The 24,956-nt window shown below is 66.9% G+C and carries 22 protein-coding genes; 9 read left to right on the top strand and 13 right to left on the bottom strand.

The window, feature by feature from the left end:
• Window positions 1-51: 51 nt before the first annotated feature.
• Together ACRARE_RS14635 and cobS are read right to left on the bottom strand one after the other, a co-directional pair.
• Complete coding sequence (locus tag ACRARE_RS14635) at window positions 52-729, bottom strand: aspartate/glutamate racemase family protein (protein WP_432657187.1); 678 nt, start codon at window positions 727-729, stop codon at window positions 52-54.
• A 12-nt stretch (window positions 730-741) separates the two neighbouring features.
• Window positions 742-1,725, bottom strand: a complete 984-nt coding sequence (cobS, locus tag ACRARE_RS14630; protein WP_432657186.1) for a cobaltochelatase subunit CobS — start codon at window positions 1,723-1,725, stop codon at window positions 742-744.
• A gap of 170 nt (window positions 1,726-1,895) precedes the next feature.
• On the opposite strand from cobS, the gene ACRARE_RS14625 reads away from it, so the two are divergent.
• Together ACRARE_RS14625 and ACRARE_RS14620 are read left to right on the top strand one after the other, a co-directional pair.
• Complete coding sequence (locus ACRARE_RS14625; protein WP_432657185.1) at window positions 1,896-2,438, top strand: sigma-70 family RNA polymerase sigma factor; 543 nt, start codon at window positions 1,896-1,898, stop codon at window positions 2,436-2,438.
• Window positions 2,435-2,998: an anti-sigma factor domain-containing protein gene (locus tag ACRARE_RS14620; RefSeq protein WP_432657184.1), complete on the top strand. Its 564-nt coding sequence runs from the start codon at window positions 2,435-2,437 to the stop codon at window positions 2,996-2,998. The genes ACRARE_RS14625 and ACRARE_RS14620 overlap by 4 nt, the downstream gene beginning before the upstream one ends.
• Before the next feature lie 9 nt (window positions 2,999-3,007).
• Here the strand turns inward: ACRARE_RS14620 and ACRARE_RS14615 are convergent, their stop codons facing one another.
• Window positions 3,008-3,982 (bottom strand): glycosyltransferase family 2 protein, encoded by a 975-nt coding sequence (locus ACRARE_RS14615; protein WP_432657183.1) that lies wholly within the window; start codon window positions 3,980-3,982, stop codon window positions 3,008-3,010.
• A gap of 245 nt (window positions 3,983-4,227) precedes the next feature.
• Between ACRARE_RS14615 and ACRARE_RS14610 the strand changes: the two genes are divergently transcribed.
• Window positions 4,228-5,712 (top strand): inorganic phosphate transporter, encoded by a 1,485-nt coding sequence (locus tag ACRARE_RS14610; protein ID WP_432657182.1) that lies wholly within the window; start codon window positions 4,228-4,230, stop codon window positions 5,710-5,712.
• Window positions 5,713-5,798: 86 nt separating this feature from the next.
• Here ACRARE_RS14610 and ACRARE_RS14605 read toward each other — a convergent pair whose 3' ends face one another.
• Complete coding sequence (locus ACRARE_RS14605; protein ID WP_432657181.1) at window positions 5,799-6,428, bottom strand: DnaJ domain-containing protein; 630 nt, start codon at window positions 6,426-6,428, stop codon at window positions 5,799-5,801.
• 96 nt (window positions 6,429-6,524) lie between these two features.
• On the opposite strand from ACRARE_RS14605, the gene ACRARE_RS14600 reads away from it, so the two are divergent.
• Window positions 6,525-6,779, top strand: coding sequence for a BolA family protein (locus ACRARE_RS14600; RefSeq protein WP_432657180.1), 255 nt, complete (start codon window positions 6,525-6,527; stop codon window positions 6,777-6,779).
• A gap of 438 nt (window positions 6,780-7,217) precedes the next feature.
• Here the strand turns inward: ACRARE_RS14600 and ACRARE_RS14595 are convergent, their stop codons facing one another.
• The 6 genes from ACRARE_RS14595 to pepN form a co-directional block, all read right to left on the bottom strand.
• Window positions 7,218-7,712, bottom strand: a complete 495-nt coding sequence (locus tag ACRARE_RS14595; RefSeq protein ID WP_432657179.1) for a DUF4177 domain-containing protein — start codon at window positions 7,710-7,712, stop codon at window positions 7,218-7,220.
• Window positions 7,709-8,185: a thioesterase family protein gene (locus ACRARE_RS14590; RefSeq protein WP_432657178.1), complete on the bottom strand. Its 477-nt coding sequence runs from the start codon at window positions 8,183-8,185 to the stop codon at window positions 7,709-7,711. Before ACRARE_RS14590 ends, ACRARE_RS14595 begins: the two co-directional genes overlap by 4 nt.
• 50 nt (window positions 8,186-8,235) lie before the next feature.
• Window positions 8,236-10,239: a helix-turn-helix domain-containing protein gene (locus ACRARE_RS14585; protein WP_432657177.1), complete on the bottom strand. Its 2,004-nt coding sequence runs from the start codon at window positions 10,237-10,239 to the stop codon at window positions 8,236-8,238.
• A 605-nt stretch (window positions 10,240-10,844) separates the two neighbouring features.
• Window positions 10,845-12,359: an Asp-tRNA(Asn)/Glu-tRNA(Gln) amidotransferase subunit GatB gene (gatB, locus tag ACRARE_RS14580; RefSeq protein WP_432657176.1), complete on the bottom strand. Its 1,515-nt coding sequence runs from the start codon at window positions 12,357-12,359 to the stop codon at window positions 10,845-10,847.
• Between the two features lie 68 nt (window positions 12,360-12,427).
• The gene (locus ACRARE_RS14575) at window positions 12,428-13,702 is read right to left on the bottom strand and encodes a hypothetical protein (RefSeq protein ID WP_432657175.1); all 1,275 of its coding nucleotides are present in this window, start codon (window positions 13,700-13,702) and stop codon (window positions 12,428-12,430) included.
• Window positions 13,703-13,915: 213 nt separating this feature from the next.
• On the bottom strand, window positions 13,916-16,480 hold the full coding sequence (gene pepN, locus ACRARE_RS14570; RefSeq protein WP_432657174.1) for an aminopeptidase N: 2,565 nt from the start codon (window positions 16,478-16,480) through the stop codon (window positions 13,916-13,918).
• Between the two features lie 118 nt (window positions 16,481-16,598).
• On the opposite strand from pepN, the gene ACRARE_RS14565 reads away from it, so the two are divergent.
• Both ACRARE_RS14565 and ACRARE_RS14560 read left to right on the top strand, forming a co-directional pair.
• Window positions 16,599-16,784 (top strand): hypothetical protein, encoded by a 186-nt coding sequence (locus ACRARE_RS14565; RefSeq protein WP_432657173.1) that lies wholly within the window; start codon window positions 16,599-16,601, stop codon window positions 16,782-16,784.
• 177 nt (window positions 16,785-16,961) lie between these two features.
• On the top strand, window positions 16,962-17,741 hold the full coding sequence (locus ACRARE_RS14560; RefSeq protein WP_432657172.1) for a gamma-glutamyl-gamma-aminobutyrate hydrolase family protein: 780 nt from the start codon (window positions 16,962-16,964) through the stop codon (window positions 17,739-17,741).
• A 192-nt stretch (window positions 17,742-17,933) separates the two neighbouring features.
• Here the strand turns inward: ACRARE_RS14560 and ACRARE_RS14555 are convergent, their stop codons facing one another.
• A complete protein-coding gene (locus ACRARE_RS14555; protein WP_432657171.1) occupies window positions 17,934-18,686 on the bottom strand; it encodes an SDR family NAD(P)-dependent oxidoreductase in 753 nt (250 codons plus the stop codon).
• Window positions 18,687-19,058: 372 nt separating this feature from the next.
• Here ACRARE_RS14555 and ACRARE_RS14550 point away from each other — a divergent pair, with 372 nt between their 5' ends.
• From ACRARE_RS14550 to ACRARE_RS14540, 3 genes are all read left to right on the top strand, one after another.
• A complete protein-coding gene (locus tag ACRARE_RS14550; RefSeq protein WP_432657170.1) occupies window positions 19,059-20,633 on the top strand; it encodes a Re/Si-specific NAD(P)(+) transhydrogenase subunit alpha in 1,575 nt (524 codons plus the stop codon).
• Between the two features lie 13 nt (window positions 20,634-20,646).
• Entirely contained in the window at window positions 20,647-22,068 is a 1,422-nt protein-coding gene (locus ACRARE_RS14545; RefSeq protein ID WP_432657169.1) for an NAD(P)(+) transhydrogenase (Re/Si-specific) subunit beta, read from the top strand.
• A 286-nt stretch (window positions 22,069-22,354) separates the two neighbouring features.
• The gene (locus ACRARE_RS14540; protein WP_432657168.1) at window positions 22,355-22,774 is read left to right on the top strand and encodes a PaaI family thioesterase; all 420 of its coding nucleotides are present in this window, start codon (window positions 22,355-22,357) and stop codon (window positions 22,772-22,774) included.
• An 80-nt stretch (window positions 22,775-22,854) separates the two neighbouring features.
• Here ACRARE_RS14540 and ACRARE_RS14535 read toward each other — a convergent pair whose 3' ends face one another.
• Both ACRARE_RS14535 and ACRARE_RS14530 read right to left on the bottom strand, forming a co-directional pair.
• Window positions 22,855-23,820, bottom strand: coding sequence for an ABC transporter permease (locus tag ACRARE_RS14535; RefSeq protein WP_432657167.1), 966 nt, complete (start codon window positions 23,818-23,820; stop codon window positions 22,855-22,857).
• Window positions 23,813-24,835: an ABC transporter permease gene (locus ACRARE_RS14530; protein WP_432657166.1), complete on the bottom strand. Its 1,023-nt coding sequence runs from the start codon at window positions 24,833-24,835 to the stop codon at window positions 23,813-23,815. Before ACRARE_RS14530 ends, ACRARE_RS14535 begins: the two co-directional genes overlap by 8 nt.
• Window positions 24,836-24,956 lie beyond the last annotated feature (121 nt).

Here is a 24,956-nt window from a genome sequence, read left to right as displayed (position 1 = left end):
AGGAGTCAAGAAAGGGTTCATGGGGCGGCGGTCCCGCCGGGACAGCGCGGCCTAAAGGCTTTGCCGGCCCGTGGCCAGATCCGCCAGCAGGGCGACGTGGATGTCCAGCGCATCGACCACCGGATAGCCCGCGTCGCGATCGAAGGCGAGGTTCAGGTCGGTCCCCGCCAGGATCACCGCCTCGGCCCCCTGATCGCGGACCATCGCCTGGCCCAGCTCGAAGAACTCGGCCCGTTGCTCTGGCGTGCAGACCCCGCTGACGGCGATGTCCTGATAGAGCTTGCCGATGGCGTCCAGATCGCCCTCGGGCGCCACCGCCTCGGTCTGCGCCATCTGGCCGAACAGCCGCGTGCGCATGACATTTGCCGTGCCCAGCAGGCCGACGCGTTTCAGGCCCTGGGCGGCAAAATGGGTGTCCAGCGGGGCAATCGCGCTGACCAGCGGCAGCGAGGACCGCGCCTCGGTCTCGGGATAGCAGAAATGCCCGCCGATCGAGGTGATCGCGGCGCAATCGGCGCCGGCGTCACGCAGCCGGTCGATATAGCGGGCATAGCTTTCGGCCTGGGCGTCGGCGTTCCAGGCCAGGTTGTTGGCGATCAGTTCCTGGATATCGGCATGGACCAGGGTCATTTCCATGGTCCCGCCCAGATCGGCGACACGCGCTGCCAGCCGCTGGTAGTAAACCAGGCTTGCCGCCACGCCAATGCCGCCGATCAGGCCGATATGCATCTGTTCGCCCTCTTAGCTGGCCGAAGCGGCGGCGCTTTCGGGCAGCTCCTCGTCAAAGCAGCGCTGATAGAACTCGGCCACCGTCTGGCGCTCCAGTTCGTCGCATTTGTTGAGGAAGGTCAGCCGGAAGGCATAGCCCGTGTTGCGGAAGATCTCGGCGTTCTGGGCCCAGTTGATCAGGGTCCGCGGCGACATGACGGTGGACAGGTCGCCGTTCATGAAGGCCGTGCGGGTCAGACCCGCCAGAGTCACCATCTGGCTGATGGTCTTGCGGCCCTTCTCGGTGTTGTAATGCGGCGCCTTCGACAGCACGATCGCGGTTTCCGCGTCATGGCTGAGATAGTTCAGCGTCGCCACCAGCGACCAGCGGTCCATCTGGGCCTGGTTGATCTGCTGGGTGCCGTGATAGAGGCCCGTGGTGTCGCCCAGACCCACCGTGTTGGAGGTGGCGAAGAGGCGGAAATACTTGTTCGGCGTGATGACCTCGTTCTGGTCCAGAAGGGTCAGCTTGCCGTCGGTTTCCAGCACCCGCTGGATCACGAACATAACGTCGGCGCGGCCGGCGTCATATTCGTCAAAGACGATTGCCGCAGGGTTGCGCAGCGCCCAGGGCAGGATGCCCTCGTGGAACTCGGTCACCTGCATCCCGTCCTTCAGCTTGATCGCATCCTTGCCGATCAGGTCGATCCGGCTGATGTGGCTGTCGAGGTTGACGCGCACGGTGGGCCAGTTCAGCCGGGCCGCGACCTGTTCGATATGGGTCGACTTGCCCGTGCCGTGATAGCCCTGCACCATGACGCGGCGGTTGTGGGAAAAGCCCGCCAGGATGGCCAGCGTGGTGTCGGGGTCGAAGCGATAGGTGCTGTCCACCTCGGGCACGCGGTCGGTGCGCTCTTCAAAGCCCTTCACCACCATGTCCGTGTCGATCCCGAAGGTTTCGCGCACGGAAATCTCTTCGGTCGGTTTGGCGTTGCTGTCGAGCGATCCCTCGGCCATGGTCGGTTTACCCCTTCCTGCATCATTCGCACCCGCAGCATTCGCGGGTCTGGGCCGCACCATATCGAAGCGAACGGCGAGGGAAAGGGCAAAATCGCAGGCGCCGGGGGGCGCGGGCGGGCGGCGGGCCGGGGACAGGGCGGTCGCAAGGACAAGGCAAGGGGCGGGCGATGGCAACGCTGGAAGACATCGAAGAGCTGATCGCCCGGGTCGCGCGTGAGGACCGGCAGGCCTTCCAGGAGCTTTATGCGCTGACCTCGGCCAAGTTGTTCGGCGTGTCGCTGCGGGTGCTGGGGCGCCGGGCCGAGGCCGAGGAATCCCTTCAGGACAGCTTCGTGAAGATCTGGCGCAATGCTGACCGCTACCGCGCCACCGGTTACAGCCCGATGACCTGGCTGATCACCATTGCGCGCAATACCGCCATTGACCGGCTGCGCGCCCGCCGGGCGCGGGGCGAGGATCTGGCCGAGGCCGAAGAGCTGCCCTCGGCCGCGCCGGGCCCCGAGGCGCAGGCCATCGCCAGCGACGAACGCGCCCGGCTGGTGGCCTGTCTGGATGAGCTGGAGGCCGAGCGCGCCGAGGCGGTGCGGGGCGCCTATCTTTACGGTCATTCCTACCAGGATCTGGCCGACCGCTTCGATGTGCCGCTGAACACCATGCGCACCTGGCTGCGGCGCAGCCTGCTGAAACTGCGCGCCTGCCTGGCCCGATGAGCGGCGCGGCACGGCCCCCGGGGCGGGATCCCAAGACCGAGGCGCAGCGCCCGGCGGCAGAGGTCGATCTGCCCGAAGAGGAGGGCCCGGCGCCGGGCTGGCGCGGCTTCCTGGCCTCGCTGGGGCTGGGCGAGCTGGTGATCGGCAGCATGGCCGCCTCGCTTCTGGCCTTCGCCGCCTGGGAACTGGGCTGGATGCAGCCCGACCCGGATCTGGCCGCCCCCGCCTATCACGCCCGGATCGGCGCCGAGGAGGCGCCGCTGCGCCTGGCTGCCGAGGTGACCCCCGCCGAGGGTCTGCTGACATTGGAGTTGCTGGCGGGTCAGGCCGCGCCGGGCCGCGCCTTGCATCTGTGGTGGGTCAGTGCCGACGGCGCGCCGCTGTCGCTGCTGGTCTGGCCCGAGGGCGCAGCGCGGCAAGACCTGCCCCTGTCGCCCGCGCTGGCCACCCGGCTGGAGGGCGCGGTGTTGGCGGTGACCGATGAACCCGCGGGCGGGGCCCCCGAGGGCCGGCCCACGGGGGCCGTGCTGGCCACCGGCGCCCTGCGCCGCGCCGAGTAGGGCCGGGGCCTAGCCGCGCCGCCGCGCAGACAACGCCGCGCGCCGCTCTGGCGTCAGATAGCTATCGCGCCGGGCCTCGAACCACTGGCCGCAGGCGGCCTCCAGCCGGGCGGTTTCGGGATCGGCGCGCCAGGCCGCGATCTGCGCCCGCAGGGCGGGGGCGCGGGCGGCCAGGGCCGGGGCCTCGACCTCGTTTCGGTTGGCCTCGCCGTGCCAGCGCGAGCCCAGCAGGTACTTGCCCCCCGCCTCGGCCTTGCCCTGACCATCGCCCCGATCGTTCTTCAGCAAAAAGCAATCCTCGGCGCGCACCGCGTAGTGATAAAGCTGCGCCGCCCGGGCCCCGGCGGCCAGCTCATGCGGGCGGAACCGCGCCGATTTCGCCTGATGGAGCGAACGGTTGGACAGTTCCACGCCCTCGGGCGTCAGCACCAGGGGCGCGTCCACCAGCGGCTCCAGCGGGTTGTGATCGGTGGCGCGGGCAAAGCTGGCGACGCGGAACAGGCATTTGAACTTGGTCCGCCCGGGCTCGGGGGCCGGTTCGGCGCGCGTGTTGCGCAGGGTCACCAGATCGCCCGGGGTCCAGCGGGTGACGCCGCTGTCGCCGAACATCCGCCAGGGGATCGGCACCACATCGGCGGCCCGGGTGCGCGCCAGCAGAGCGGCCAGATCGCCCTCGGGCAGATAGAGGAACTCGTCACTGTCGATATGCAGCAGATGGGTCAGCTCCCGGGCGCGGGCATGGGCCAGCACCAGATCCATCCCCGCATCCTGCGGCGCCACGCCCGGCGGCACCTCCTGGCGTATGTGATGCACCAGCCCGCGCGCCGCCAGCCGGTCCAGCAGGGCGTCCGAGCCGTCGGTGCAGTCGTTGCTGACCACGATGATCTCGGCAAAGCCCAGGGCGGCGTGATGGGCCAGCCACTCCAGCACAAAGATCCCCTCGTTGCGCATACAGGCGACCAGGGCAGGGCGGGGGGCAGACATGGGCAGGGATCCTTTGGGGCGCGCGGCACTGGCTCTGTTCTAGGGCAAAGCGGCGGGGCTGTCTTGCCCGATGCCCGGCCCCGGCGGTCCTTTCCGCCCTTCAGGGCGCCATAGGAAAATCGCGTTTTGCCCCGGCCGAGGGGCGCAAGGTGGTGTCATCGGATGTGAAACTTTTGTAACAGGCCCATGACAGCCTGTAATCCGGTCGCCCGTTGGCGGCTGGCGGTACAAGAACGGAGGGGCGGATGTCCGGTAACAGCAACCTCGATCCCAGTCACCTGGAGACGCTGGATCGCGACCTGGGGCGCCTGTCGACCCTGGAACGCGCCACCGATGCGGCCAGCCGCCCCCTGCTGGGGATGGGCGTGGCGCTGATCTTCGTGGTCTTCGCCGCGATCCTGGCGGCGCTGATCTTTGGCCATGCGGACAATACCCTGGTCGTGGTGATCGCCGCGGCCTTCGGCGCCTATATGGCGCTGAACATCGGCGCCAATGACGTGGCCAACAACATGGGCCCCGCCGTGGGTGCCAATGCCATGTCCATGGGGGCGGCGATCGTCATCGCCGCGATCTTCGAAAGCGCGGGCGCGCTGCTGGCGGGGGGCGATGTGGTGTCGACCATCGCCAAGGGGATCATCGCGCCGGAAAGCATGGGCACCCCCTCGGCCTTCATCGCGGCGATGATGGCGGCCCTTCTGGCCTCGGCCCTGTGGGTGAACCTGGCGACCTGGATTGGCGCGCCGGTGTCCACCACACATTCGGTGGTGGGTGGCGTCATGGGCGCGGGCATCGCGGCGGCAGGCTTTGCCGCCGTCAGCTGGGGCCAGATGGGGGCGATTGCGGCCAGCTGGGTGATCTCGCCCCTCTTGGGTGGGCTGATCGCGGCGGGGGTGCTGTGGTTCATCAAGGCCAATATCGTCTACCGCGAGGACAAGATCGCCGCCGCCCGTCGCTGGGTGCCGGTGCTGGTGGGGATCATGGCCGGCGCCTTTGCCAGCTACCTGACGGTGAAGGGGCTGAAGAAGCTGATCTCGGTCGATCTGGCCACGGCGCTGCTGATCGGCCTGGCGGTGACGGTGGCGGCCTGGCTGCTGATGATCCCGGTGATCCGGCGCCAGTCGCGCAACCTGGAAAACCGCAACAAGTCGCTGAAGGTGCTGTTCGGCATTCCGCTGATCGCCTCGGCGGCGCTTCTGTCCTTCGCCCATGGGGCCAATGACGTGGCCAATGCCGTGGGGCCCCTGGCGGCCATCGTGCAGGCCTCCTCGACCGGGGATTTCACCCATGCGGTGGCGATCCCGCTGTGGGTGATGGTGATCGGCGCGCTTGGCATCTCCTTCGGGCTGTTCCTCTTCGGGCCGAAGCTGATCCGCATGGTGGGCAACCAGATTACCAAGCTGAACCCGATGCGCGCCTATTGCGTGGCCCTTTCGGCGGCGATCACGGTGATCGTGGCCAGCTGGCTGGGCCTGCCGGTTAGCTCGACCCATATCGCCGTGGGCGGGGTCTTCGGCGTGGGTTTCTTCCGCGAATGGGACACCGCGCGGCGGATGCGCCGCGCCCGCGCCCCGGTCGAGGGCCTGCCGGTCCCCGCCGAGGAACGCCGCCGCCGCAAGCTGGTGCGCCGGTCGCATTTCATGACCATCGTCGCGGCCTGGGTGATCACGGTGCCCGCCGCCGCGGTGCTGTCGGCGGGGCTGTTCCTGGTGATCCGGGGCATCACCGGCTGATTGCCGGCAGCGAGCGGTCAAAGCGAAAGGGGCGGCGCCATCGGCACCGCCCCTTTTTGCATCTCCGTCGCAACGGGCGCCGCGCCTCACTTGAAGCTGCGGCTGTCCTTGATCTGATCCCAGGCCCAGACCACCTGTTGCAGCTGTTCTTCCTGGCTGCGGTCGCCGCCGTTCATGTCGGGGTGCAGCACCTTGATCAGCGCCTTGTAGGCCTTGCGCACCTCGGCCTTGGACCAGTGATCCTTGGCGTCCAGGATCTCGATCGCCTGGCGTTCCTTCGGGGGCAGGCGGCGGGTGTGACCGTTGTTGTTGCTGCGACCGGGGTTCTGGGTGGCGTTCTGGCCCAGCACCTGGTGCGGGTCCTCGATGCCCAGCCGGGCCCAGGCGCGCGCCTCGGGGTCGCCCAGGGGCTTGGTCTTGCGTTCCCAGACCTTGTCTTCCGAGGCCTGGGCGTTCATCTCGGCTTCGGTCTTGCCGTCGAAGAAGCTCCACTTCTGATTGTATTCGCGGACGTGGTCCTTGCAGAACCAGTAATAATCGTCCAGCACATCCGGAGCTTTCGGCGCCCGGTACTTGCCCGGTTCGGTACAGCCGGGGTGTTCGCAAACGCGGGTCGAGGTTTCCGAGGCCCCGGACATGCCGCGGCGACCGCGATTCTGCTTCTTCTTGGCAGAGGAAACGGACATGTCGAAACCAAAGGGATCGTTTTTGGGCATGGGGCGCGGGCCTCCTGGGTCGTGGGGGAGCTTTCCGAGTCAGGCGCTGAAGTTTAGACTTTTGACCAGCAAGTTGAAGAGGCCAGGAGAGAAAAAATGAACCGACAGGCAGAGATCCGCGAGCGGCTGGAAGCCGCCTTCACCCCCGAGACGCTGGAGGTGATCGACGACAGCGAAAGCCACCGCGGCCATGCGGGCTATCCCGAAGGCGGGCAGAGCCATTTCATCGTGCGGATGAAGGCCGCCGGGCTGGCGGGCAAGACCCGCGTCGCCCAGCATCGCGCCGTCTATGACGCCCTGGGCGACCTGATGCCGCAGATCCACGCGCTGAACCTCGACCTCAGCGCCTGAGCGAGGGGCCAGAGTGTGGGGCCGCCGCGCGCCGTAGGGACTGGCGCGGCGGCCTCCCTCCTAGGCAGACGCCCCATCGGACGGGCGCGCCGTCCGTCTATCTGGCGCGGGGGAGGGCGTCCCTGCGCCTCCGTCCGTCCAGCACGCGGGCCAACAGCCCCCTGGCTCCGCCCCAAATCCCGGCGCACACGGGCACCATTACGCGCTCCGCCCCATCTTTCTCATTGCCAAAATATCCCGGGGGCTGAGCGGCGTCTCGGAAATCGTCCGGGGGACGATTTCAGCCGCGAAGGGGCGGAGCCCCGGCGAGCCGCAGGCGCAAGGGGGGCAGAGCCCCCTTTTTCCGTCCAATTGCGCCACCCGGCGACTTCCGCCCATTTGCCGCCCTCCGGCGACGGGAGGGGCAGAGCCCCCGGCTTCCCTTGCCTGAAAGGTCGCTCAGTCCTGCGCGCGGGGATCGGCCACCGGGGCCTCGGGGGCGCCGCTTTCGCCCTCTTCGGGGGTGGCGGTCAGCTTGCGCGCGGGACGGCGCATTTCCTCGTGCTGGAACAGCGGCGCCTCGCCCTTGGCCACCCGCGGTTCCTGGCGTTTGCCGGGGCGCGCCAGCACCCCGTCCATCAGCCGCCCGGCGCTGCGGCGCAGGCGCGGGGCCAGGCCCGGACGCTCGGCCACGACCTCGGGCAGGGGGGCCATGTCGCCCGCCTCCCCCGTCTGCCCGGCCTCGCGGCGAAAGACCAACAGGTTGCGATAGGTCACCCGGGCGCGGCGCTCTTCCTGCGGCAGCATCTCGGCGCGGCAGTATTCCCAGCCCCGGGCGGCCATCTCGTTGATGACGCTCTCCACGGCCAGGGCGAACTGCGCCTCCGCCCCCTTCACGCCGCGCGCGCGGCGCCCCTTCACGGGGGCAGGTATCACCCGGTAGTCCCAGTTCATTTCCGCAATCCCATCGGCTTGCCGACCCAGTCCGGCACCGGCTCCTTCTGGTGTTCCGCCCAGGCGGCGTCAAGCTTGGCCTTCACCGGGGCCGGATAGGGGGCGACTTTCGGCCCGCCGCGGCCCTTGTCCTGGTCCACATGCAGGCTGATCCCCTCGCCGGTGGCTGCCACCCAGCCGTCCTCATGGATCAGCTCTTGGGCATAATGAAAGGCCTTCGGCCCCACATCGATCAACCGCATCGAGGCCCGCAGCTTCGCCCCCAGATGCACCTCGCGCAGATAGCGGATGCGGAACTCGCCCGTATAGGTCGTGCAGCCCGAGGCCTTCAGATAGGCCTCGCCCATCCCCATGGCCTCGGCAAAGGGATCGCTGCCCAGATCGAAAAGCACGCTGTAATAGGCCATGTTGAGATGGCCGTTGTAATCGATCCACTCGGGTTTCACGACCATGTCGGGGCTGAGATAGGGCATGGGGCCTCCTTTTGCGCCGAAGCCTAACAGAGGCGCAGGGGAGGGCAAGCTCAGAGGCGGGAGAGGATGCCGTCGCGCAGGCGGGTTGCCCTATCGTGGTAGTAGGCAGAGCTTTCGGGCGAATAGACCTCCAGCGCCGCCTCCACATGGGCCAGCGCGGCCCGCAGATGCGCCTCGGCGGTGGCGTCGGTCTTGTCGGCAAAGGCAAGCTCGGCCAGGGCGATGTTCTCCTGCGTCATGGCCCAGTCGAGCGGCACCCTCTCGCGGGTCCATTCCTGCAGGGCGTTCCGATAGGCCGCGACGGCCTGCTCCAGCCGCGCGGTGCCGCTTTCGCGTTGCCCGAGGGTCTGAAGCGCATTGCCGAGGTTCATCTGCGTCATGGCCCAGTCGAGCGGCACCCTCTCGCGGGTCATTTCCTGCAAGGCGTTCCGATAGGCCGCGACGGCCTCCTCCAGCCGCGCCGTGTCGCTTTCGCGCTGCCCGAGGGTCCGAAGCGCATTGCCGAGGCTCATCTGCGTCATGGCCCAGTCGAGCGGCACCCTCTCGCGGGTCAGTTCCAGCAGGGCGTTGCGAAAGGCGGCAACGGCCTGTTGTAGCCTGTCAGTGCCGGTTGCCCGTTCACCAAGTGCCCGGAGCGCCGAGCCGAGGTGTAATTGCGCATCGGCCCAACCGAGTGGTGCCCTCTCTCGCGTCAATTCAAGAAGTGCGCGCCGATAGGCCTCGACGGCCTGCTCCAGCCGCGCGGTACCGCTTTCGCGTTGCCCGAGGGTCGCAAGCGCAGTGCCGAGGTTCATCTGCGTCATGGCCCAGTCGAGCGGCACCCGCTCGCGGGTCCATTCCTGCAGGGCGTTCCGATAGGCCGCGACGGCCTGCTCCAGCCGCGCGGTGCCGCTTTCGCGTTGCCCGAGGGTTTGAAGCGCATTGCCGAGGTTCATCTGCGTGCTGGCCCAGTCGAGCGGCACCTTCTCGCGGGTCATTTCCTGAAGGGCGTCTTGATAGGCCGCGATGGCCTCCTCCAGTCGCGCGGTGCCGCTTTCGCGTGCGCCGAGTGCCGTGAGTGCAGCGCCGAGATTGTTCATCTTCCTTGCCCACTCGAGCGGAGATCTCTCGCGCGGCAGTTCCTCAATCGCACTGTGAAATGCAGAAATGGATTTCTCTAGCTTGTAGGTGCCGGGTTCGCGTTGCCCGAGCGTCTGAAGGGCGAGGCCACGGTTCTCGCGCGCAATGGCGTGTTCGTTGGGGTGGGTCGCCAGGCTCTGGCTGGCTTCAGCCAGATAAATAGCGACCTCTAAATCAAAATTGAGTCCCTTGTCGCGCCCGCGCGCGTACCAGCCTTCCCAGACGTGCAATAGTGCCTCGAACCGCGCGGCAGGCTGTGGCACCTCGATCTCCAGCTTTTCCAGCTCGCAGCTCACCACCTCATCGACGGAGCGGACCAGAACCGCCTGGGCGACCCCCTTGTCCAGAAGCGCCACCAGTGCCGCCTTCTCCTCGGCGATCCGCTCCCGCCGCGCCTCCCGTGCCCGGCACAGGGCCTCCCCTGCCTCCTCGAAGCGCCCGGCGTCGTTCAGCCGGTCCACCTCGGCCATGATCGCCGTCACCTCGGCATCGAGGTTGCCGCCCGGGCTGCGCTGCGCCGCCACTTCCAACGCGCGTTCCAACCCGCGCAGGGCCGCGTCGAAATCCTCCGGGTTGCCCTCGGCGTATCGCCGGGCGAGCGCTTTCACGAGCTGAGTGTTGTGTTGGATTTCTGTGCGAAGTTCGAGGGTCTTCTCAGAAGCCTTCAGGGCCTCTTGCAGCCTGATGGCCAGTTCGGAGGTAGCTTGCGTGGCTTCGTCTTGCCTTTTTTGGGTCACTGCCGAGCGAAGCTCCTCGGTAATTCCCAGAGCTTCGCCGAGCTTGCTGATGGTCTCCTCAGTTGGTCGCTTGAACTTCCCGTTCTCGATCCTCGAGACGTCGCCCTTTCGGTCAGCATTCCCGAATGCGCGAGCCGCGAGATCGCTCTGGGTCAGGCCAAGCGCAATTCGACGAGCTTTCACAAGCTCGCCGAACATCTTTCCGACGCTTGGTTGGTCCTGATTCAATTCGGGTCAGCCGTAGTAGTATTTCACAATCAGCAGAATTGACGCGACAAGCTGAAGCATGACGCCGCTTGCTCCAAGTCCGAGAATCCAAGGTTCCATTTTGTCCTCCACTTCCTGATGTTTGCAACCGCCTTCGATCTTCAATGTAGAGATAGCGTAAATAATTGCAATGGGCGGAGAAGGTAAAACAAACAACTTTGCGCTAACCATCTGTGGCGCAAGGGCGAAATTCTTGTAAACTCGTGGTCAAATGTGCCGATATACATCTTCGTCCGTTTGGTGGTGCCTTGTTTGGGCCCGAGGAGACATGGGTGAGCGCTAAATTGCGGAGGTGTCGATCACCCTGCGTCCGGATCGAAGCTCGCCCTCCTCGGGGCAAACTGTCACCCGTTCTTAACCTTCCCTACCTCCCGCCGTGCCGCAAAAGGCGACGAAGCGATGCCGATGTCTCGCGGTGCATGTTAACAACCTGCCGAAAACGGCAAAACGGGCGGAGCTTAATGCCCCGCCCGTTGCTATCCTCCGGAGGGCGTGCACCCCCGCCATGTTCTCCGTCCCAGAGCGGCGCCTCAGGATCAGAGGCCCAGCTTGGCCGCGACGATGTCGTTGACGGCCTTGGGGTTGGCCTTGCCGCCCGTGGCCTTCATCACCTGGCCCACGAACCAGCCCGCCAGCTTGGGGTTCTGCTTGGCCTTCTCGACCTGCGCGGGGTTGGCGGCGATGACCTCGTCCACCGCCGTCTCGATGGCGCCGGTGTCGGTGACCTGTTTCAGCCCCTTCGCCTCGACGATCTGGGCCGGGTCGCCGCCCTCGGTGAAGACGATCTCGAAGACGTCCTTGGCGATCTTGCCCGAGATGTCGCCCGATTTGATCAGGGTGATGATCCCGGCCAGCTGGTCGGGCGAGACGGGGCTGTCGGCGATCTCCAGGTCGTCCTTCTTCAGACGCCCGAACAGCTCGTTGATGACCCAGTTCGCGGCCAGCTTGCCGTCGGCGCATTTGGCCACCACGGCCTCGAAATACTCGGCGTTCACCACCTCGGCGGTCAGCACCGAGGCGTCATATTCCGACAGGCCGAAGTCCTTGACGAAACGCGCCTTTTTCTCGTCCGGCAGCTCGGGCAGCGAGGCGGCGATATCGTCGACCCAGCCCTGTTCGATCTCCAGCGGCAGCAGGTCGGGATCGGGGAAGTAGCGGTAATCATGCGCCTCTTCCTTCGAGCGCATCGAGCGGGTCTCGTTCTTGTCGGCGTCGTAAAGGCGGGTTTCCTGCACCACTTCGCCGCCCGATTCCAGGATCTGGATCTGGCGCCGCGCCTCATAGTCGATGGCCAGCTGGATGAAGCGCATCGAGTTCATGTTCTTGATCTCGCAGCGCGTGCCCAGGTGGGAAAAGTCCTGGGTTTCCATGTATTTCTCGTATTGCCCCGGACGGCAGACCGAAACGTTCACGTCGGCGCGCAGGTTGCCGTTCTGCATGTTGCCGTCGCAGGTGCCCAGATAGCGCAGGATCTGGCGCAGCTTGGTGACATAGGCCGCCGCCTCTTCCGGGCCGCGGATGTCGGGGCGGCTGACGATTTCCATCAGAGCGACGCCGGTGCGGTTCAGGTCGACGAAGGACATGTTGGGATCCATGTCGTGGATCGACTTGCCCGCGTCCTGTTCCAGGTGGATCCGCTCGACCCGCACCAGGCGCGCGACGCCCGGGCCCATGTCGACCAGGATCTCGCCCTCGCCCACGACGGGGTGATAGAGCTGCGAAATCTGATAGCCCTGCGGCAGGTCGGGGTAGAAATAGTTCTTGCGGTCGAAGGCCGAGCGCAGGTTGATTTCCGCCTTCAGACCCAGCCCGGTGCGCACCGCCTGGGCCACGCAGAACTCGTTGATGACCGGCAGCATCCCGGGCATCGCCGCATCGACGAAGGCGACGTTGGAATTGGGCTCGGCGCCGAACAGGGTCGAGCCGCCGGAGAACAGCTTGGCCTTCGAGGCCACCTGGGCATGGACTTCCATCCCGATGACCAGTTCCCAATCATGTTGCGCGCCCGCAATGACCTTGGGCTTTGGGGTCTCGTAGGTGAGGTCCAGCATGGTCTGTCCTTTCCGGGATTGGCTTGATCCCGGGTTCTAGGGCAGGGCGGGAAAGGGGGCAAGAGGCCTCAGTGCTTGACGGCCCCGGAACGGCGCGCCTTGACGATGGCGGCGATCTGCGCGGCATCGGCGGCCAGGTCGGCGGGGCTCATCGGCTCTTCGGGTAGGGCCAGGGCCGGGCGGGCGCCGCGCAGCCAGACCTCGGGGCGGATTTCGGTCATGTGATGTTCGATGATGGCGTCGGCGGCGCCATGAAGGACGGTGCGGGTGCTGCGCGCCGCCTCGCTCAGGCCCGCGGGCGCGCGGCCCGGGGCCATGGCCAGGGCGCAGAAGCCGGCCAGCAGGTTGGCGACCTCCTGCCGGGGGCTGCGGTCAAGGATGTCGAAAAGGCCCCGGCGCAGGCGGGTGGCGTCACAGGCCGCCGCCGTTTCGGCATCGGTCGACAGGGCGTCCAGCCAGATCCAGGCATAGGCGCCGTCGCCCCAGATGTCGGCCAGCCGGTCGGCGGTGGCGCTGGCGGCGGCGTCGATGGCGGCGGCATCGGTGCCGTACCAGTCGGGCGTCAGGTAAAGGCCGAAGGCCCGCAGCGGCCCGGGGTTGGCCGGGTCGAGGTCGATCAGATCCTCGAACTCGTCGCCCATCCGCTCGCGCGCCGTGACATCCCCGGCCAGCAGGCCGATCCGCGCCTCGGCCAGCATCGGGCTGTTCTCTTCGATCGGGCTGTAGCCGTCCAGCAGGCGGGCGGCGCGGGCCATATGGGCCTCGAAGGAAATCGAGGGGCGCGCCGGGCGCGACACCGGGGGCAGATCGCCATGGTGCAGCCAGGCCAGATCCATGTGCATCCGGGCCACGGTGGCGGCCAGGGGCCAGTCGCCCTGGGCGGCCATCTCGTCCAGATCGGCCATGGCGGCGTCACAGGGCTGGGCGCCGCGATGGATGGCCTTGCGTGCGGCGCTGACCATGTCGGACCGCGCGCCTGCGGCCAGCACATCGGCCATGCGGACGCCCGCGGGCGAGATCTCGCGCAGGCGGTCGGTCTCGCGGATCATCCGCGACAGCAGATCCCAGCGGTCCTGCCGGGCCAGGGTGCGGCCCTTGTCGAAATAGGCCCGGAAGGTGCTTTGTTCGCGGGTGGCGTGGCGGATCGGCAGCAGGCGGCGCACCTCGGTCGAGGCGGGGGCCTCGGCCCGGGCCTCGGCGGCGCTGCGGATGCGGATCTGGCGCCCGCCCTGGGGCGAGACCTGTTCGGCGATCAGCGCCGCGCCGGGCAGGGCCTCGGGCGACGGCGGGGCCTCCCCTCCGAAGAGGGTGCGAAGGCTGGAAAGGTCTGGCAGGCCGCGCATGAGGATCTCCGATCTTGAACGTCCCGGAGTTTTGCCGGGGCATTTGGGCCGAAACGTGGCACCTTGGCGGAGATATGGCGTTAAACCGTCGCCAGATCGTTAACATTCTAGGGAAACCGGCGGGGGCCGTTTCCCGGCGCCTTGGGGGCGCCGGGGTTTGTCACGACGGGCGCCAGGGGCGCCGCATCTTTATCCTTGCGGATCAGCGTGCCGTCACCCGTTCAGGATCCGCGTCACCATTTCCGAGCTGTCCCGGCTCAGCCCCTCCTGCGCCGCAATCCGTTCCAGCTGGGCGCGGATCAGGCCCTGGCGGTCGGCGTCATAGCGTTTCCAGGTCTGGAAGGCGGTGCACATCCGCGCCGTGGTCTGCGGGTTCAGCGGATCCAGCTTCAGCAGCCAGTCGGCCAGCAGGGCATAGCCCGCCCCCGAGGCATGGTGGAAGCCCGCCGGGCTCATCGTCAGGGCGCCAAAGACCGCGCGGAAGCGGTTGGGGTTCTTCATGTCGAAATCGGGATGGGCCACCAGGGCGGCGGCGGTGGCCGCCGTCTCGGCCGGTTTGGCATAGGCCACCTGAAGCGAGAACCACTTGTCGATCACCAGCCGGTCGGCCTGCCACTGATCGTAGAAGGCGGCCAGCTCGGCCTTGGCCGCGCCGATGGACAGCAGGCAGGACAGGGCGGCCAGCTGCTGCGTCATGTTGTCGGCGGCCGCATATTGCGCCCGCGCCTTGGCGCCGCCGTCCAGCCGGGTCAGCAGGGCCAGGGCGGCATTGGCCAGCGCGCGCGAGGCGGCGGGGCCTGCGTCGGGCTGATAGCTGCCCGGCACCTGATGGGCATGGAAGAGCTTTTCCAGCAGGTCCGGCATCCAGCGGGCCATGGCATCGCGCATCTCTTCGCGCTTTTCCCAGATCCGCTGCGGGTCGGGGGTCAGGCCACCCTCGTGCAGGCTCTGGGCCAGGTCATCCTCGGACGGCAGGGCCATGGCCAGCGCCCGGAAGGCCGGGTCCAGGGTTTCATCGGACAGCAGGGTATGCAGGGCGCCCAGATAGCCCTCGTCGGGGTCGGCGTCCTCGGTGATCATCCGCATCAGCGCCTGTTTCGCCAGGCCCCGGCCCGCCTCCCAGCGGTTATAGGGATCGCTGTCATGGGCCATCAGGAAGGCGCGTTCGGCATTGTCGGTGTCGCGGTGCAGGATCACCGGCGCCGAGAAGCCGCGCAGGATCGAGGGTACGGGACGCGCGCCCAGGCCGGGGAAGCTGAAGCTTTGTTCGGCCTGCGTCATCTCCAGCAGGGTGGTGGGCAGCACCTCGTCCCCATTGGGGCCGATCAGGCCGACCTCGATCGGCAGCACCTGGGGCAGCTTCTCGGGCTGGCCGGGGGTGGGGGGCGTTTCCTGGCGGAAATGAAGGGTAAAGGTGCCGTCCTCCCAGGTCTCGGTCACATGCAGGCGGGGGGTGCCCGCCTGGGAATACCAGCGCTTGAACTGGGTCAGGTCGCGGCCCGTGGCCTCTTCGAAGACCGCCAGCCAGTCTTCGATGGTGCAGGCCTGGCCGTCATGGCGGGCAAAGTAGAGGTCCAGCGCCTTGAAATACCCCTCATCGCCGACGAGGCGTTTCAGCATCCCGATCACCTCGGCGCCCTTTTCATAGACCGTCGCGGTGTAGAAGTTGTTGATCTCTTGAAAGCTTTCGGGCCGGACGGGATGCGCCAGGGGGCCGTTGTCCTCGCGGAACTGGCGGCCGCGCAGGTCGATCACGTCGGAAATCCGCTTCACCGGCTCGGAGCGCATGTCGGCGGTAAAGCTGGCGTCGCGGAACACCGTCAGCCCTTCCTTCAGGCACAGCTGGAACCAGTCGCGGCAGGTGATGCGGTTGCCGGTCCAGTTGTGGAAATATTCATGCGCGATGATCGCCTCGATGCGTTCGAAATTGGCGTCGGTGCTGGTCTCGGGGCTGGCCAGGACGCAGGACGAGTTGAAGACGTTCAGCCCCTTGTTCTCCATCGCGCCCATGTTGAAATCGTCCACCGCGACGATGTTGAAGATGTCCAGGTCGTATTCCCGGCCATAGACCTCTTCATCCCATTTCATCGACTTCTTCAGCGCCTCCATCCCGAAGGCGCATTTGTCCTCGTCCCCCGGACGGACCCAGATGTTCAGGTCCACATCCTTGCCCGAGGCGGTGGTGAAGCGGTCGGGATGGTTCACCAGCTCGCCCGCGACCAGGGCAAAGAGGTAGGCGGGCTTGGGCCAGGGGTCGTGCCATTCGGCAAAGCCCTCGCCCTCGGCCACGGGGTTGCCGTTCGACAGCTTGACCTTCTCGTCGCCCTCGATGCGCACGGTAAAGACCGACATCACGTCGGGGCGGTCGGGGTAATAGGTGATCTTGCGGAACCCCTCGGCCTCGCACTGGGTGCAATACATGCCGTTCGACATGTAAAGCCCCTCCAGGGCGAAGTTCTGCGCCGGGGCGATCTCGACCTCGGCCTCCCAGGTGAAGGGGGCGTCGGGCACGGCGCAGGTCAGGCCCTCGGGCGTGACCTCGGGGGTGACGGGGGCGCCGTCGATCCGGGCAGAGATCAGTTTCAGCTTTTCCCCATGCAGGAAGAACCGCTCCTGGCTGCCCTCGGGATTGGGCGAAAACCGGATGCGCGAGATCACGCGGGTGGCCTCGGGCGCCAGCTGGAAGGTCAGCTGCACCTCGTCCACCGTCCAGCCGAAGGGCGTGTAATCGGCCAGGTAGACGGTTTCGTGGGCGGTTTCGGCGGCGGCGTCCTTCATGGCGGGTCCTTTCGCATCTGTCTTGCCCTCGATGTTGCGCCGCAGCGCGGGGATTGCAAGGGGCGGGCCGGGGAACAGTCCGGCGGGGCGCCGCGTTGAGCCGCCAAAGGAGGACACCATGTCTGCATCCGATACCGAGATCGACCGCCAGCGCCGCCACCATGCCGTGCCGATCGGTGGCATCGTCCTGGCCGCGCTCTTCGGCCTGCTGATGGCCGCCGCCGTTCTTTTCGCCGCCTTTGACGGAGACGAGGAGGAAGTGCCCCAGGCCCTGCCGCAGGCCGCCGAGGCAGAGCGCCTCTGAGCGCGCGCAGCGGGCGACGCCGGAAGATGCACCTGCGGCGCTCCATTCTGCCCAGTTCTGGGCATTTTCGCGAAATTCCGGGGTGCTGAGGGGCGGGGGTGCGTCGCTGCACAGTGATTTCCGTTTAAATCACGGGGCCGTGGGGCTAGATTGCCCTGCATAGCAAGGGGCCCGAACATGAAACGACCGTTAATCGGCATTATCACCAACCTCCACGTCATCGACGGCAGTTACCGCACCCATGCGGGCGGCGTGATGAACTGCGAGGCGGTGGCCGAGGTCTGCAAGGCGCAGCCCGCCCTGATCCCCGCCGACCCGCGCTACGTCTCGGTCGACGAGCTGCTGGAGACCTACGACGGCTTCGTGCTGACCGGCGGGCGGCCCAATGTGCACCCCAACGAATACGGCGAAGAGGAAACCGAGGCGCACGGGGCCTTTGACCGGGCGCGCGATTCCATCACCCTGCCGCTGGTGCGGGCCTGCGTGGAACGCGGCCAGCCCTTCCTCGGCATCTGCCGAGGCTTCCAGGAGGTGGCGGTGGCCATGGGCTCGACCCTGCACCCCGAGATCCGCGACCTGCCGGGGCGGATGAACCACCGGATGCCCCCCGATGGCACGCTGGAAGAGAAATTCGCCCTGCGCCACAAGGTGACCTTTACCGAGGGGGGCGTGTTCCACCAGGTGATGGGCGCGCAGGAGGTGATGACCAACACCCTGCATGGCCAGGGGGTGGTGACGCCGGGCGCGCGCTTCGTCATCGACGGCCACGCGCCGGACGGTACGCCGGAAGCGGCCTATGTGGACGGGGCGTCTGGGTTCACCCTCGCGGTGCAATGGCACCCGGAATACAACGCCGCCAACGACCCCGTGTCGCGGCCCCTGTTCGAGGGCCTGGGCGAGGCGGCCCGCGCCTGGTCGCAGGGCCGCCAGGCCTGGCCGGTGCTGCGCAGCGCCTGAGCGCGGGCGGGGGGGGTATACCCAGCTTACGTGTTTTCCGATGTCCGGTTGAAAAAAGGCGGGGTAACCCCCGCCCTGCACCTTTTGCTGCGCCCGGTCGGCGCAGGCTGAGGTAACCCCCACCCTACACCGGCCCGTGCCTCGGCCCGTAGGGTGGGGGTCCCCCCACCGTCCCTTATCCCGCAGGCGCGGTCAGATCTGGCCGCCCGCGATACGCACCTCGGTGCCGTTGACACTTTCGCACAGGGGGTTGCACAGCCACAGCGCGGCGGCGGCCACTTCTTCGGGCGAAATCAGCCGGTTGTGCCGGTTCAGCTTGACCATCATCTCGCGCGCCTCGGCCTCGCTGACGCCCGCGCGGGCCGAGATGGCATCGGTGTTGCGGGTGACGATGGGCGTGTCCACATAGCCCGGGCAGATCGAGTTGAACGTATAGGGTTGGCCCAGGAAATCCTCGGCGAAGCTGCGCATCATGCCGATCACCCCGTGTTTCGACGCCGCATAGGCCCCGGCGCCGCCCGCGCCGCGCAGGCCCGCGATCGAGGACACGGCGATGACCCGGCCCCAGTCGGTGGTCAGCATCGACTGAAGGCTTTCGCGCACGGTGTAGAAACAGCCGTCCAGGTTGGTGGCCATGATCTTGCGCCAGAACTCGGCACTGGTCTTGTGCAGCTTGCGGCCCTCGGCGATGCCCGCATTGGCCACGCAGATCTGCACCGGCCCGCGCGCCGCCACGGCGGCGGCGGTGACGTCGCGAATGGCGCCTTCGTCGGTCACATCCATCACCGCAGGGTGCAGGCCCGGGCCCGCCACCGCCTCCAGCACCTCCATGCGGCGGCCGGTGATGGTCACCTCGGCCCCGGCTTCTGCCAGGGCGCGGGCGATGGCCAGCCCGATGCCGGTGCCCCCGCCGGTGACGAGGGCGTGTTTGCCTTTCAGATCCATGTCTTTCCTCCCATTTGCGGAAATTCGTTCCGCATATCGAAAGAAAGCCTATGATGAAGGCCCGGGCCGGATCAAGGGCCGGATCAACGACCGGCGCGCCCCGCCCGATGCCGCGCGTGTGACACATGGCTGTCATGTGTGCGACGCGACGCTGCGGCCTTCGGGGGGACAGAAAGCGATCAAAGCTTAGATCACAAGGGGTTCGGGCTGGACCTCCCGTCAGGTCGTCATATGGTTGTGTTTGACAGGATGGGGCCATCCGGGGCAAACCCGGCCTAGCCTGCGCGCAACAATCTTGCGCGGCCAAAGACCATGCACGCCGGAAAATTCCGGCCAATGCGAATTCGTTGGACCAGAAGGGGGACGACACAGGTGAAGATCGGAACGCCGAAGGAAGTGTTCGAGGGAGAGGCGCGTGTCGCGATGACACCGGACTCGGCGCTGCAATTGCAGAAGCTGGGGCACGAGTGCCTGATCGAAAGCGGAGCTGGCGCCAAGGCCGGGTTCACGGATGCCGCCTATGAGGAGGCCGGGGTATCCGTGCTGGCCGATGCCGGGGCGCTTTATGCCCAGGCGGATGTGGTGGCCAAGGTGCGCCAGCCCTCCGAGGAAGAGGTGAAGCTGCTGCGCGAAGGCCAGACGCTGATTTCCTTCCTGAACCCGGGCGGCAATGCGGACCTGCTGGAGGCCATCAAGGCCCAGGGCAGCACCGCCATTGCCATGGAAATGGTGCCGCGCATCAGCCGCGCCCAGAAGATGGACGCCCTGTCGTCCATGGCCAATATCGCGGGCTATCGCGCGGTGATCGAGGCGGGCAACAACTTTGGCCGGTTCTTCACCGGTCAGATCACGGCAGCGGGCAAGGTGCCCCCGGCCAAGGTGCTGGTGATCGGCGCCGGTGTGGCCGGTCTGGCCGCCATCGGCACCTCGACCTCGCTGGGCGCCATCACCTATGCCTTCGACGTGCGCCCCGAAGTGGCCGAACAGGTCGAGAGCATGGGCGCCGAGTTCGTCTATCTGGACTTCGAGGAAGAGCAGCAGGACGGCGCTGCCACCGGTGGCTACGCCGCTGTCTCCAGCCCCGAGTTCCGCGAGGCGCAGCTGGCCAAGTTCCGCGAGATCGCTCCGGATATCGACATCGTCATCACCACCGCGCTGATCCCCAACCGCGAGGCGCCCAAGCTGTGGCTTGAGGACATGATCAAGTCGATGAAGCCGGGCTCGGTCATCGTCGACCTGGCGGCGGAAAAGGGCGGCAATGCCGAGGGCACCGTGGCCGACCAGAAGGTCGTGACCGACAATGGCGTCACGATCATCGGCTACACCGACTTCCCCTCGCGCATGGCAACGCAAAGCTCGTCGCTTTACGCCACCAACATCCGTCACCTGATGGCGGATCTGACGCCCGAGAAGGACGGCGTGATCAACCACGACATGGAAGACGACGTGATCCGCTCGGCCACCGTCACCCATGATCACGAGATCACCTTCCCGCCGCCGCCGCTGAAGGTGGCCGCCATCGCGGCGCAAAAGCCCAAGCCCAAGGCGCCGGAGCTGACCCCGGAAGAGAAGCGCGCGGCCGAAACCGCCGCCTTCAAGAAGGAAACCAAGACCCAGGTGACCCTGCTGGCCGTGATGGCCGTGCTGATCCTGGGCGTGGGCCTGATCGCCCCGTCCAGCTTCATGCAGCACTTCATCGTCTTCGTGCTGTCGGTCTTCGTGGGCTTCCAGGTGATCTGGAACGTCTCGCATTCGCTGCACACGCCGCTGATGGCCGTCACCAACGCCATCTCCTCGATCATCATCCTGGGCGCGCTGATGCAGATCGGCTCCGGCTCCTGGCTGGTGATCCTGCTGGCCGCCCTGTCGGTCTTCATGGCCGGGATCAATATCTTCGGCGGTTTCCTCGTGACGCGGCGTATGCTCGCCATGTTCCAGAAATCCTAAGGAGAACAGAGACATGGACTTCGGATTTACGACGGCGGCCTATGTGGTCGCGGCTGTTCTCTTCATCCTTTCGCTGGGCGGGCTCTCGGGCCAGGAAAGCGCCAAGCGCGCCGTGTGGTACGGCATTGTCGGCATGGCCCTGGCCGTGGCGGCAACGCTGATCGGGCCGGGTTCCGGCCTGTGGCTTCTGTCCGCGATCCTGATCGCGGGCGGCGGCATCATCGGCTGGTACGTGGCCAAGAAGGTCGAGATGACCGAGATGCCGCAGCTGGTGGCGGCCATGCACTCGCTGGTTGGCCTGGCGGCGGTCTTCGTCGGCTACAACGCCCATATCACCATGGCGCGCCTGGCCGGCGGCGCCGAGCCCTCGGGCGTCTTCGGCGAGCTGGTGGCCCATAAGTCGGGCGTCGAGCTGGGCATCCTCTCGGTCGAGCTGTTCCTGGGCGTCTTCATCGGCGCCGTGACCTTCACCGGCTCGGTCATTGCCTATGGCAAGCTGGCGGGCAAGGTCACCTCGAAGGCCGAGAAACTGCCCGGCGGGCACCTGCTGAACATCGCCGCGGCGGTGATCTCGGTGCTGTGCCTGGTGTGGTACATGACCTCGGGCGGCACCCTGCCGCTGATCCTGATGACCCTGGCCGCGCTCTTCATCGGCTATCACCTGATCATGGGCATCGGCGGCGCCGACATGCCGGTGGTGGTGTCGATGCTGAACAGCTACTCGGGCTGGGCGGCAGCGGCCATCGGCTTCTCGCTGTCCAACGACCTGCTGATCGTGGTGGGCGCCCTGGTGGGCTCCTCCGGTGCGATCCTCAGCTACATCATGTGCAAGGCGATGAACCGCAGCTTCGTCTCGGTGATCCTGGGCGGCTTCGGCGGCACCACGGGCCCGGCGATGGAGGTCGAGGGCGAGCAGAAGCCCATCGACGTGGACGGCGTGGCCGCTGCCCTGGACGAGGCCGACAGCGTGGTCATCGTGCCGGGCTACGGCATGGCCGTCGCCCAGGCGCAGCAGAACGTGGCCGAGCTGACCCGCAAGCTGCGCGCCAAGGGGAAAGAGGTGCGTTTCGCCATCCACCCCGTGGCGGGCCGTCTGCCAGGGCACATGAACGTGCTCTTGGCCGAGGCCAAGGTGCCCTATGACATCGTGCTGGAGATGGACGAGATCAACGACGACTTCCCCGACACGGATGTGGTCATCGTCATCGGCTCGAACGACATCGTGAACCCGGCCGCACAGGAAGATCCCAACAGCCCGATCGCCGGGATGCCGGTTCTGGAAGTGTGGAAGGCCAAGCAGGTCTTCGTGTCCAAGCGCGGCCAGGGCACGGGCTATTCCGGGATCGAGAACCCGCTGTTCTACAAGGACAACACCCGCATGTACTATGGCGATGCCAAGCAAAGCATCGGCGACCTGCTGGCCAAGATCGACTGATCTTGCGGCCCAGAAGGACAGGGAAGGGGCGGCGCTTTGGCGTCGCCCTTTTCGTTTGCGGGGGCGGGCAGGGGGCTCTGCCCCCCTTGAGCCCTGGCGGGCTCAATTCCCCCCGGGATATTTTTGGCAATGAGAAAGGTGGGGCGGGACACGCCGGGGCGAGGTTGGACGCGGGGACGGGCCGGGGGCGGCCCTTTGAGGTCCGGGGCACGCGACGCAGCGTCGGGCTGGACCGCGGGGGCAGGCCGGGCAGACTGGGCGGCGAGGAGAGATGGGGAGGACATCAATGGATCTCATACCTTTTGGCCAGGCGATCCTGGACGCGCAGCCGTTTTCCAAGCTGGTCGGCGTCGAGATCGCGCGTTTCGAGGTGGGCTTTTGCGAGCTGACGCTGGAGATCGAAGAGCGCCACAAGCAGCACAACGGCTTTGTCCACGGGGGCGTGACCTCGACCCTGGCGGACATGGCGCTGACCTTTGCCGGCGGTTCGGTTCTTCAGGACGTGCTGACGCTGGAATGGAAGATCAACTTCCTGCGCCCCGGCGTGGGCGAGCGGCTGGTGGCGCGGGGGCAGGTGATGTCCCATGGCGCGACGCAGGCGGTCTGCCGTTGTGACATCTTCGCGGTGAAGGACGGCGAAGAGAAGATCGTGGCCGCCGCCCAGGGCACCATCGCCAAGCGACCCACGAAGAAGAAAGAGGGCTAGGGCGCCTGCGCGCGCCTTGCCGGAATGCAAAACGCCCGGGCCTTGCGGTCCGGGCGTTTCCTTTTCGGGGTGGCGATGCCTCAGCGGCCGCGGATGCGCGGGTCCAGGGCGTCGCGCAGACCGTCGCCGAGGTAGTTCACCGACAGCACCGTCAGCGAGATGGCGATGCCCGGCATGACCACCCGTTCGGGGTTCTGCTGCATGTAGTCCACGGCGTCGAAGAGCAGGCGGCCCCAGGTGGGGAAGTCCGGCGGGAAGCCGAGGCCGAGGAAGGACAGTGCCGACTCGGTGATGATCGCATTGGCGATGCCGAGGGTGGCCGAGACCACGATGGGCGAGATCACGTTGGGCAGGATGTGGCGCATGATCATCATCGTGTTGGTGGTGCCGATGGACTGCGCCGCCAGAACGAACTCGCGTTCCTTCAGGGCCAGCACGTCGCCGCGCACGATCCGCGCCGTGGGCATCCAGGAGGTCACGCCGATGGCCGAGACCATCAGGATGAAGATCCCGGTCTCGATCCCGAAGGCGGCGGCCAGCGGTTCGCGGAACAGCAGCACCATGACCAAGAGCAGCGGCAGCAGCGGCAGCGCCAGGAAGAGGTCGGTCAGCCGCATCAGGATATTGTCCAGACGCTTGAAATACCCTGCCAGGGTGCCGATCAGCGTGCCCAGCACCAGCGCCAGCAGCATCGCGGTGATGCCCACCGACAGCGACACCCGGCCGCCCTCGATCATCCGGGCCAGCATGTCGCGGCCCAGCTGGTCGGTGCCGAAGGGATGCGCCCATGTGGGGCCGACGTTGCGCGCGCGGAAGTCGATCGCCGCCGGGTCCTGCGGCCAGATCCAGGGCCCGAAGGCCACGCCCAGCACGATGATCAGGAAGACGATGCCCCCGGCCATGGCGCCCTTGTGGTGGCGGAACTGGGTCCAGACCTCGTGCCACTGGCTGCGCGGCGGCGTGGTGGGGATCGGCCCGGTCAGCACGCCGCCCGCTTCGGTGGCGCCGCCGGTTGCGGGGACGGTTTCGGAGGTAGGGTCAGTCATAGCGGATCCGCGGGTCGAGGATGCCGTAAAGGACATCGGCGATGAGATTGAAGAGCACGATCAGGACGGCAAAGATGAAGGTCAGCGTCTGCACCATGGGCAGGTCGTTGGCCTCGATCGCGCCGATCAGCAGGTGGCCCAGGCCGTTCACCTTGAACACCTGCTCGGTGATGATGGCGCCGCCGAAGACCTGCGGCACGCCAAGCGCGATGACGGTGACCACCGGGATCAGCGAGTTGCGCAGCACATGCACCATGACCACGGCGCGTTCGCCAACGCCCTTGGCGCGGGCGGTGCGGACATAGTCCTGGTTCAGGTTGTCCAGCATCGAGGCCCGCATGAAGCGAGAGATCTGCGCGGCGTTATAGAGCGCCAGCACCATGACCGGCAGGAACATCTGGCGGATCTGGAAGCCGAAGGCGGACCAGCTGTCGACCACATGGGTGGTGTCGTAGATCGACGGGAACCAGAAGAAGCTTTCGCGCGGCATGTTGACCGAGAAGATCACGATCAGCAGCACGCCGGTGAAGAAGGTCGGCACCGAATAGCCGACCATGGAAATGAACGTGCCCGCCTGGTCGAAGACCGAATACTGGCGATAGGCCGAGTAGATGCCGATGGGCAGGGCGATCAGGATGCCGACCGCATAGGAGGTGCCCACGACCCACAGGGTCTGCGGCAGGCGTTGCACCACGATGTCCATCACGGGCGACCGGGTCTGCCAGGACAGCACGCGCAGCTTGCCCTCGGCCAGCGAGGTGCCGAAGATATGGTCGATCAGGACCTGGGGTTCGATCCAGAAGAACTGGACCAGCCATTTCCAGAATTGGATGTGGACGGGTTCGCCAAGGCCCAGGGCCTCGCGCATTCGCTGCTTGACCTCGGGCGGGACCGTCAACGGCACGTTGGCCATCGGGTCGCCGGGGGCGAGTTGCAGCAGGCCGAAGATGACCACGGCGCTTGCCAGCAGGGTTGGCACGGCGATCAACAGCCGTCGGAGGGTGAAATTCAGCATGAAGGGTCCCGGCGTCTGGGGCGCTGATCCTGTCCGGCGGCCCGACCCCGGCGGGGCTGTCCCGGCCCGTGGGGTCTGTCAGTGGCGCATCCGGACCCGCGGGTCAGGCAGGAGGGTCGGA

This window comes from Pseudooceanicola aquaeponti (genome assembly GCF_050897975.1).
GTDB lineage: Bacteria > Pseudomonadota > Alphaproteobacteria > Rhodobacterales > Rhodobacteraceae > Pseudooceanicola.
Note: the sequence above shows the minus strand (reverse complement) of the source record. Positions and strands in the feature narration are given on the sequence as shown.